Origin of the sequence: Clavibacter lycopersici, assembly GCF_003576405.1 — a bacterium.
GTDB lineage: Bacteria > Actinomycetota > Actinomycetes > Actinomycetales > Microbacteriaceae > Clavibacter > Clavibacter lycopersici.
Genome location: NZ_QWGT01000111.1, coordinates 1 through 9,048 on the forward strand (window position 1 = coordinate 1; position 9,048 = coordinate 9,048).

Annotated in this window: 7 protein-coding genes and 1 pseudogene; 4 read left to right on the top strand and 4 right to left on the bottom strand. The window is 74.3% G+C overall.

Features of this window, described 5'->3' with window-relative positions; translation table 11 throughout:
• Both DZG00_RS08850 and ahcY read left to right on the top strand, forming a co-directional pair.
• On the top strand, nucleotides 1-614 hold a 614-nt coding region (locus DZG00_RS08850), incomplete at its 5' end, for an HAD-IC family P-type ATPase (RefSeq protein WP_119455544.1).
• A gap of 62 nt (nucleotides 615-676) precedes the next feature.
• Nucleotides 677-2,161: an adenosylhomocysteinase gene (gene ahcY, locus DZG00_RS08855; protein ID WP_119381877.1), complete on the top strand. Its 1,485-nt coding sequence runs from the start codon at nucleotides 677-679 to the stop codon at nucleotides 2,159-2,161.
• A 97-nt stretch (nucleotides 2,162-2,258) separates the two neighbouring features.
• Here the strand turns inward: ahcY and DZG00_RS08860 are convergent, their stop codons facing one another.
• Nucleotides 2,259-3,128 (bottom strand): RDD family protein, encoded by an 870-nt coding sequence (locus tag DZG00_RS08860; protein ID WP_119381876.1) that lies wholly within the window; start codon nucleotides 3,126-3,128, stop codon nucleotides 2,259-2,261.
• Between the two features lie 16 nt (nucleotides 3,129-3,144).
• Here DZG00_RS08860 and DZG00_RS08865 point away from each other — a divergent pair, with 16 nt between their 5' ends.
• A complete protein-coding gene (locus DZG00_RS08865) occupies nucleotides 3,145-4,140 on the top strand; it encodes a stage II sporulation protein M (protein ID WP_119381875.1) in 996 nt (331 codons plus the stop codon).
• A gap of 51 nt (nucleotides 4,141-4,191) precedes the next feature.
• On the opposite strand, the gene DZG00_RS08870 is transcribed toward DZG00_RS08865, so the two are convergent.
• Complete coding sequence (locus tag DZG00_RS08870; protein ID WP_119381874.1) at nucleotides 4,192-6,678, bottom strand: beta-glucosidase H; 2,487 nt, start codon at nucleotides 6,676-6,678, stop codon at nucleotides 4,192-4,194.
• Nucleotides 6,679-6,779: 101 nt separating this feature from the next.
• Nucleotides 6,780-7,955 carry an MFS transporter gene (locus DZG00_RS08875; protein WP_233549013.1) on the bottom strand — a complete coding sequence of 392 codons (1,176 nt, stop codon included), beginning with the start codon at nucleotides 7,953-7,955 and terminating at the stop codon, nucleotides 6,780-6,782.
• Nucleotides 7,956-8,170: 215 nt separating this feature from the next.
• Between DZG00_RS08875 and DZG00_RS08880 the strand changes: the two genes are divergently transcribed.
• Entirely contained in the window at nucleotides 8,171-8,806 is a 636-nt protein-coding gene (locus tag DZG00_RS08880; RefSeq protein ID WP_119381872.1) for a TetR/AcrR family transcriptional regulator, read from the top strand.
• Nucleotides 8,807-8,846: 40 nt separating this feature from the next.
• Here DZG00_RS08880 and DZG00_RS08885 read toward each other — a convergent pair.
• Nucleotides 8,847-9,048: pseudogene (locus DZG00_RS08885) on the bottom strand (DUF58 domain-containing protein); the annotation flags it as partial.

Below are 9,048 nucleotides of genomic sequence, written 5' to 3' on the forward strand. Positions count from 1 at the left end.
CCCTGCGTGAGGCCGAGGCGGAGGGATCCACCGTGGTCGCGGTCGCGTGGGACGGCGCCGTGCGCGGGATCCTCGCCGTCGCCGACACCGTCAAGCCCACGAGCGCCGAGGCCGTCCGCCGCATCCGGGCGCTCGGCCTCCGACCCGTCCTCCTCACGGGCGACACCGCCGGCGCCGCCCAGCGCGTCGCCGCCGAGGTCGGCATCGACGAGGTGATCGCGGGCGTCCTCCCCGAGGGCAAGCTCGACGCGGTCCGCCGCCTGCAGGCCGATGGCCGCGTGGTCGCGATGGTCGGCGACGGCGTGAACGACGCCGCCGCACTCGCGCAGGCCGACCTCGGGATCGCGATGGGCACGGGCACCGACGCGGCCATCGAGGCGGGCGACATCACCATCGTCCGCGGCGACCTCGTGCTCGTCGCCGACGCGGTCCGGCTCGCCCGGCGCACGCTCGGCACGATCCGCGGCAACCTGTTCTGGGCCTTCGCGTACAACGCGGCCGCGATCCCCGTCGCGATGCTGGGCTTGCTGAACCCGTTGGTCGCCGGCCTCGCCATGGCGCTCTCGTCGGTCTTCGTCGTCACGAACAGCCTGCGCCTGCGGTCCTTCCGCTAGCAGGGCGGCGCCCGGCCGTCATCCACGGCCGGGCGTCACGCCTCGGATGCGAGACTGGACGCATGACCCTGCTCCCGGAAGCCACCTCCACCGCTCTGCCCTTCCGCGTCGCCGACCTCTCCCTCGCGGAGTCCGGACGCCACCAGATCCGCCTCGCCGAGAACGAGATGCCCGGCCTCATGGCCCTCCGCGAGGAGTTCGGCGCCTCGCAGCCGCTCGCGGGCGCGCGCATCGCCGGATCCATCCACATGACCGTGCAGACGGCCGTGCTCATCGAGACCCTCACGGCCCTCGGCGCGCAGGTGCGCTGGGCGAGCTGCAACATCTTCTCCACGCAGGACGAGGCCGCGGCCGCCGTCGCGGTCGGCGCGGGCACCCCGGATGCGCCCGCGGGCGTTCCGGTCTTCGCCTGGAAGGGCGAGACGCTCGAGGAGTACTGGTGGTGCACCGAGCAGATCTTCGACTGGTCGGGCGAGGCGCAGGCCTCAGGCGCCGACTGGACGGGCCCGAACATGATCCTCGACGACGGCGGCGACGCATCCCTCCTGGTGCACAAGGGCCGCGAGTACGAGCTCGCGGGCGCCGTGCCCGAGACGCCCGAGGACGCGAGCCACGAGTACCGCGTGATCCTCGACACGCTCCGTCGCAGCGTCGCCGCGTCCTCCGACCGCTGGACCCGCCGCGCCGCCGACATCCAGGGCGTCACCGAGGAGACCACCACCGGCGTCCACCGCCTGTACGAGCTGGCGCGCGACGGCGAGCTGCTGTTCCCGGCGATCAACGTCAACGACTCGGTCACCAAGAGCAAGTTCGACAACAAGTACGGGATCCGCCACTCGCTGCCCGACGGCCTCAACCGCGCCACCGACGTGCTCATCGGCGGCAAGGTCGCGTTCGTCGTGGGCTACGGCGACGTGGGCAAGGGCGCGGCCGAGGCGCTGCGCGGACAGGGCGCGCGCGTCATCGTCTCCGAGGTCGACCCCATCTGCGCGCTGCAGGCGGCGATGGACGGCTACCAGGTCGCGAAGCTGTCGTCGGTCATCGAGACGGTCGACATCCTCGTCACCGGCACGGGCAACGTCGACGTCGTGCGCGTGGAGGACATCCAGCGCATGAAGCACTTGAGCGTCATCGCCAACGTCGGCCACTTCGACAACGAGATCGACATGGCCGGCCTCGAGCGCCTCCCGGGCGTGGAGAAGGTGGAGATCAAGCCGCAGGTGCACGAGTGGCGCCTGCCGAACGGCCGCTCCGTGCTCGTGCTCTCCGAGGGCCGCCTGATGAACCTCGGCAACGCCACCGGCCACCCGTCGTTCGTGATGAGCAACTCGTTCACGAACCAGGTGCTCGCGCAGATCGAGCTGTACGTGCGCAACGAGCAGTACCCCGTCGGCGTGTACGTGCTGCCGAAGCACCTCGACGAGAAGGTCGCGCGCCTCCACCTCGACGCGCTCGGCGTGGAGCTCACCGAGCTCCGCCCCGAGCAGGCCGCCTACATCGGCGTGCCGGTCGAGGGCCCGTACAAGGTGGACCACTACCGGTACTGATCCGCGCGGGTCACGTCGACGCCGCCCGTCCCCTTCGCGGGGCGGGCGGCGTCGTCGCGTGCGGGGGTCGGCGTCGGCGGGCCGTTGCGGGCGCGGGTCAGGAGGGCGCGGATCCGTCGCGCGCCGCGAACCCGTGCGGCAGCCCCGCGAGGATCGGCTCGAGCGACGCCATGCGGTCGCGCTCCAGCATCAGGGCGCGGTGCTCGCGCTCGCGGCGGACGGCGCCGACGGCCGTGACGAAGGACTCGGGATCCGTGGCCGGCAGCGGCGACACGTGCACCGCGGCCTCGTTCGCGAGCTCCGCGGCGAGGCGGGCACGGGACGCCGGCGTCATGGCCTCGCGCTGCCCGAGGAACCGCGCCAGGCGTCGGCCGAGCGCGTCCGGCAGGCGGCCGACGTCCGCCTCCGATGCCCAGGCCGCGAGGTGCGGCGGCACGGGCGGCAGGGGAGCGGGGTAGGCGGGCACGCGCTCGTGCTGCGAGCGGGTGCCTGCCACCAGGTCGCCGAGGCGCTGGGCGCGTGGGCTGAGGAGGCCCACGAGCGCTGCGAGCCCGCCGAACGTGAGGTAGACCTCGAGGATCCCGACCAGCGCCCGGGCCACCGCGTGCCGGAGCCCGATGCCGCCGCCGTCCGCCCGCACGATGCGCGCGCCGACGGCCCAGCGCCCGAGCGAGCGGCCGCGCGACGCGACCTCCACGACCACGGGCATCACGACGATCGCGAGCACGACGGCGGCGATGGCGCACGCGGCGCTCGACGCGTCGTCGAGGAGGCCCGCCTCCGCGAGCCGTCCGATGAGGAGCACGAGCAGGAGGCCCACGACGAGGGACGCGACCACGTCGATGGCGGCGCCCGCGGCCCGCAGCACGAAGCCCGCGGGCCGGACGTCGAGGGCGACGGCCTCGCCGACCACGAGCGCGTCGGGTCCGTCCGAGCCATCCGGGTCGTGCGCGTCGGCTGCCGCCATGCATATAGTCAAGCAGATGGACCTCGACGCCTACACCGCCGCCCACCGGGACGACTGGGACCGGCTCGCCCGCCTCGCCGGCCGGCGCCGGCTCACGGGACCCGAGTCCGACGAGCTCGTCGACCGGTACCAGGCGGGCGCGGCCGAGCTGTCGGCGATCCAGGCCGCGGCCGGATCCACCGCGCAGGGCGACCGGCTCTCGGTGGCGCTCTCCCGGGCGCGCATGCGCTTCACCGGCCAGAGCACGAACGTCGCGTCGCGCATCCCGGCGTTCTTCGCCGTCGACCTGCCGGCGGCCCTCTACCGGATCCGCTGGCTGACGCTCGCGGTCGCCCTCGCGACGATCGCCATCGTCGCGCTCTACGCCACCTGGATCCTCCGCGACCCGTCGATGATCGCGAGCCTCGGCAGCGACGCCGACCTGCGGAAGTACGTCGAGGACGACTTCATCGACTACTACAGCGAGAACCCGGCGGCCTCGTTCACGGGCCAGGTCTGGACGAACAACGCGTGGATCGCGGCGCAGTGCGTGGCCTTCGGGATCACGGGGCTGTGGGTGCCGTTCGTGATCCTGCAGAACGCGCAGGGCCTCGGCACGACGACCGCGGTGATGTTCTCCTACGGCGAGGGAGGCACGTTCTTCTCGTACATCCTCCCGCACGGCCTGCTGGAGCTGACGGCGATCTTCGTGGCCGCCGCCGCGGGCCTGCGCATCTCGTGGGCGTGGATCGCGCCCGGCGCCCGCACGCGCGGCCAGGCGCTCGCCGAGGACGGGCGCGCGCTCATCACGGTGGCGATGGGGCTCGTGCTCGTGCTGCTGGTGTCCGGGATCATCGAGGGCTTCGTGACCCCGCAGCCGTGGCCGGTGCCGCTCAAGATCGCGATCGGCGCGGTGGCGCTCGGGGCGTTCCTCTTCTACATGGTCGTCGTCGGCGGCCGGGCCGTGCGCGCGGGCGCGACGGGCGACCTGGACGAGTTCGAGGCGGGCGGCCGGCGGATCGTCGCGGGCTGAGCCCGCCGGATCCGCCCGCCGCCCGCCTCACGGGTGATGCGGTGGCATGGGTCAGGCGGCCGGATCCACCTCGGCCTCCAGCGGCGTCGCCGTCACCGAGGTGCCCACGTGCAGCAGGAACGCGCCGGGCTCGCGCCGCCAGCCGCCGTCCCAGTGCGCGAAGGTCCGCGCGCCGATCGCGACCTCGACGTCGGCGGACGCGCCGGCCGCGAGCTCGACGGACGCGAAGCCCGCGAGCCAACGGACCGGACGGTCGACCGCGGATCCCGGGCGCGACAGGTACGCCTGCACGACCTGCTTGCCGGCGCGGTCGCCCGTGTTGGCCACGCTGACGGTCGCCGTGATCCCGCCCGCGCCGTCCTCGGCCACCCGCAGGTCGTCGAGCGCGTGCGTCGTGTAGCCGAGGCCGTGCCCGAACTCGTACGCGGGCGTCGCGCCGGAGCGGAGCCAGGCGCGGTAGCCGACGTGGATCCCCTCGTCGTAGACCACCTTGCCGTCCACCGGCGTGACGGAGCGGACGGGCACGTCCTCCTCGGTCGCGGGCCAGGTGGTGGGGAGGCGGCCGCCCGGCTCGACGTCGCCGAAGAGCACGTCGGCGAGGGCGCCGCCGTACTCCTGGCCGCCGAACCACGCGAGGAGCACCGCCCGCACGTCCTCGCGCCAGGGGAGGAGGACGGGCGATCCGGAGTTGACGACCACGATGGTGCGCGGGTTCGCGGCGGCGACGCGGCGCACCAGCTCGTCCTGGCGGCCGGGGAGGGCGAGCGTCTCCCGGTCGAAGCCCTCGGACTCGACCTGCGCGTTGGTGCCGACGACGACGATCGCGACGTCCGCGCCGGTGGCCGCCGCGACCGCTTCGTCCAGCAGGCGCTCGGGCTCGGACTCGTCGGCCTCGAGTCCCACCGTGATCCCGAGGATGCCCGCGAGGCCGCCCGGCATGCTGGTCAGCTCGAACTCGACCCGGAGTTCCACCGGCTGGCCCGCGGTCGCCTGCAGCGGCGCGGAGATCGAGGGCGGCGACATGAGGCTCGCGCCGAGGTCCATGCCGACGGGCGCGGCGCCGTCCTCGCGGAGGAGCTCGCCGTCGGCGTGGACGCGGCCGCGGCCGGTCGCGCTGAAGCCGAACAGCACCTCGCCGGTCTCCGACGGGGTCCAGCGCGCCGTGATCTCGATGACCGCGGCCGTGCCCGTGGGCGCGTCGCCGCCGAAGTACATGAGGGTGGTCGCCCGGCGGTCCTCCGCGAAGACCTCCGTGCCGTCCGCATCGAGGAAGCGCACGAGCGCTCCGGGCTCGCCCGTGCGGGGGTTGCGGATCTCCGCGAGCGGCAGCTCCTGGATCCCCTTCTGCACGACCGCACCGCGCGCGTACCTGACCTCCACGTCGTCGCCGAGGGCGTCGCGGATCCCGTCGAGCGGCGTCACCACGTGCTCCGGGATGACGGTCGCGCTGCCGCCGCCCTGCGTGCGCGCCTCGACGGCGTTGTGCCCGATGACCGCCACGGTGCGGAGGGCGGATGCGTCGAGCGGCAGCGCGGCGCCCTCGTTGCGCACCAGGACGGCGCCGGCCGCGGCGGCCGTGCGGGCGAAGGCGACGCCGTCCTCGACCTCGACCGGCTCGGGCACGACGGCGTCGAAGCCCTCGAGCGCCCCTACCCGTGCGGCCAGGCGGAGGAGGCGGATCACCTTGCGGTCGACGTCGGCCTCCGGCACGCGGCCGTCGCGCACGGCCTCGAGGAGCGCGTCGCCCCAGGCGCCGACGGGGCCGGGCATCTCCAGGTCCTGGGACGCGCGCGCGGCGTCGACGCTGCGGACGCCCGTCCAGTCGCTGACGACCACGCCGTCGAAGCCCCACTCGGAGTTGAGCGGCGTCTCGAGCAGGTCGTTCTCGGTCGAGGTGACCCCGTTGATGGAGTTGTAGGAGCTCATCACGAGCCAGGCGCGCGACTCGACGACCGCCTTCTCGAACGCGGCGAGGTAGAGCTCGCGCAGCGCCCGCTCGGACACGACGCTGTCGGCGGTGAAGCGGTCGGTCTCGTACTCGTTCGCGACGTAGTGCTTGGGGGTCGCGCCGACGCCGTTCTCCTGGACGCCGCGCACGTACGCGGCGGCGAGGTCGGCGGTGAGCAGCGGATCCTCGCTGAAGGCCTCGAAGTGCCGCCCGCCGTAGGGGGAGCGGTGCAGGTTGATGGTCGGGCCGAGCACCACGTCGACGCCCTTGCGGCGTGCCTCGACGGCGGACGCGCGGCCGTAGCGGGCGGCGATCCCGGTGTCCCAGCTGGAGGAGAGCGCCGAGGCCGACGGCAGGTTGAGCGACGGGGAGCGCTCGTCCCAGACCTCGCCGCGCACGCCGCTCGGGCCGTCGGAGACGAGCATGCGGCGGAGGCCGATGCCCTCGACGGGCCAGGTGGTCCAGAAGTCGCGGCCCGTGATGAGCCGCACCTTCTGCTCCAGCGTGAGCCGCCCGGCGAGCTCCTCGAGGCGGGTCGCGTCGGGGTCGAGGGGGGTGGGGTCGTGCGGGGCGGTGTCGTGCGGGTCCATGGGGGCTCCTCGGGGGACGTCGGCGTCGGATCGATCCTGCTCGCGTCCGGTCGTGGCGGTGGTGTAGCTGGTCGGGGTGGTCCCGGGGTCGGGCGCGGCGCTCATCGGACGCCCTTCACGCGGAACGCGGCGACCGCGCCGAGGAGGCCGGCCGCGGCGCCCGCGAGGAAGAGGCCGGGGTAGCCGGCGATCCCCACCACGCCGCTCGCGGCGGTCGGCACGAGCGACTGGGGCAGCGCCTGCGCGATGTTGACGACGCCCAGGTCCTTGCCGTTGTCGGTGTCGCTCGGCAGCACGTCGGTGATGAGCGCGAGGTCGACCGCGTAGAACGAGCCGATGCCCGCGCCGATCACGAGCTGCGCGACGTAGACGACGGCGAGGCTCGGCGCGAGGGCGAGGATCACGAGGCCGATCACGGCGACGAGCGCCGCGGCCGCCACGAAGACCTTGCGGCGGCCGAGCCGGTCGCTCAGCCAGCCCGCGACGAAGGTGGTGGAGACCACGCCGATCACGTTGAAGAGGGTGGCGACGAAGACCGCGTTGGCCACGTCGGCCTGCGCGACGCCGAGGTCGTCGATGAGGTAGAAGGCGAGGTAGTTCGTGGCGGTCACGGCGCTCGCCGTGAGGAGGAAGCGCATGAGCCAGGCCCAGCCGAAGTCCGGGTTCCTCCGCGGGTCGAAGACGAAGGACCCGAGGACCTCCTTCACGCCGAGGCGGGTGGTCGGCCGCTCGGTCAGCACGCGATCGCGGAAGACCAGCGCGAAGGCGACGACGACGGCGACGCCGATCGCGCCGGGCACGAGCACCTGCTGCGTGGTGGTGGTGAACAGCTGCACGATGAAGGTGCCGACGACGAGCGATCCGTTCTGCGCGACCCCGATGGCGGCGGCGACCCGCCCGCGGTTGCGGGGGCGGGCGGAGTCGGCCATGACGGCGATGAGCGCGGCGATGGCGGCGTTGAAGCATCCCTGCACGAGCATCCACGCGCCCACGAGCGCGAGCACCGTCGTGGCCTGCGTGAGGAGGACCAGCGCGCCGTAGCCGAGGACGACGCCGCCGATGATCCACGGGCGGCGCATGCCGAACCGGCCGGGCGTGCGGTCGGAGAGGCGGCCGGCGAGCGGGTTCACGACGAGGGCGACGAGCGCGCCCAGGCCGAGCACGAGGCTCAGGGTGCCGGCGGTGCTGTCGGGCGCGACCTCGGCGACCTTGAGCGCGAGCGACACGATGATGGGCGGCAGCAGGGCCACGAACAGCCCGAGGAGCGCGATGGGCATCCCGATCTCGGCGCGGCGCGATCCGGGTGGACGGGCACCGTCCCGGTCTCCGCCGCGGACGCGCGACGCGTCCTCGATGTGCTGGTCTCGGACTGCGTCGGCCACGGTGCCTCCAGGTTCCCGTCCGCCCTCGTCGGCGGATCGGCACGACGGTAGCACGCGAAACCGACCTGCGGTAGGTATTCGCGCGGGCCCCGGATCGCTAGGGTCGAGCCATGGCAGTCGACGAGGGGCCGCGGCGCTACGCCAAGGGGGCGGCGCGACGCCGCGAGATCCTCGAGGCGGCGCTCGCGCTCATCGCCGAGCGCGGCTACTCGGCGTCGTCGCTGCAGGAGATCGCCGACGCCGTGGGCATCAGCAAGGCCGGCGTCCTCCACTACTTCGACTCGCGCGAGGCGCTCATCGCCGCCGTCCTCGAGGAGCGCGACGCCCACTCCGCGGCCGACTACCGCGAGGCGGTGCCCGACGGGGATCCCGCGGACATGGTCGGCATGCTCCTGCGCGCCAGCTCGCACAACGCCGAGACGCCGGGCCTCGTCGCGCTGTACTCGCGCCTCGTCGTGGACGCGGCGGGCGTCGAGCACCCCGCGCACGCGTACATCGCCGGCCGCTACGCCCGCGTCGTCGGCGCCGTGGCCGACCAGGTGCGCGCGCTCGGCGTGGATCTGCCCGCGGGCCTCGACCCCGACTCCTTCGCGCGCATCGCGGTGGCCGTGAGCGACGGCCTGCAGCTGCAGTGGAGCTACCGGCCGGAGATCGACATGCGCGACGCGCTCGAGCGGGCGATCCGCGCGCTCAGCGGCGGGGCGCTGCCGCTGCCGTCTGCGGATCCGGCGGCGGCGCGCGGCTGATCGCCCGCGTCGGCGCGTCCCGGCGCCCCGTGTCCTCGCCTCAGAGCCGCCCGGTGGCCTTCAGCCGGATGTAGCGGTCGGCCAGCGCGGGCGGCAGGTCGGCCGGCGCGCCCGTGACGACGTCGGCCCCGAGCCGGCGCACCGCGGCCTCGACGCGCGCCACGTCGAGGAGCGCGCGCTCGGCGGCGGCCGCGCGGTAGACGGCGGCCCGGCCGGAGCGGTCGGCGGCGCGCTCGGCGAGT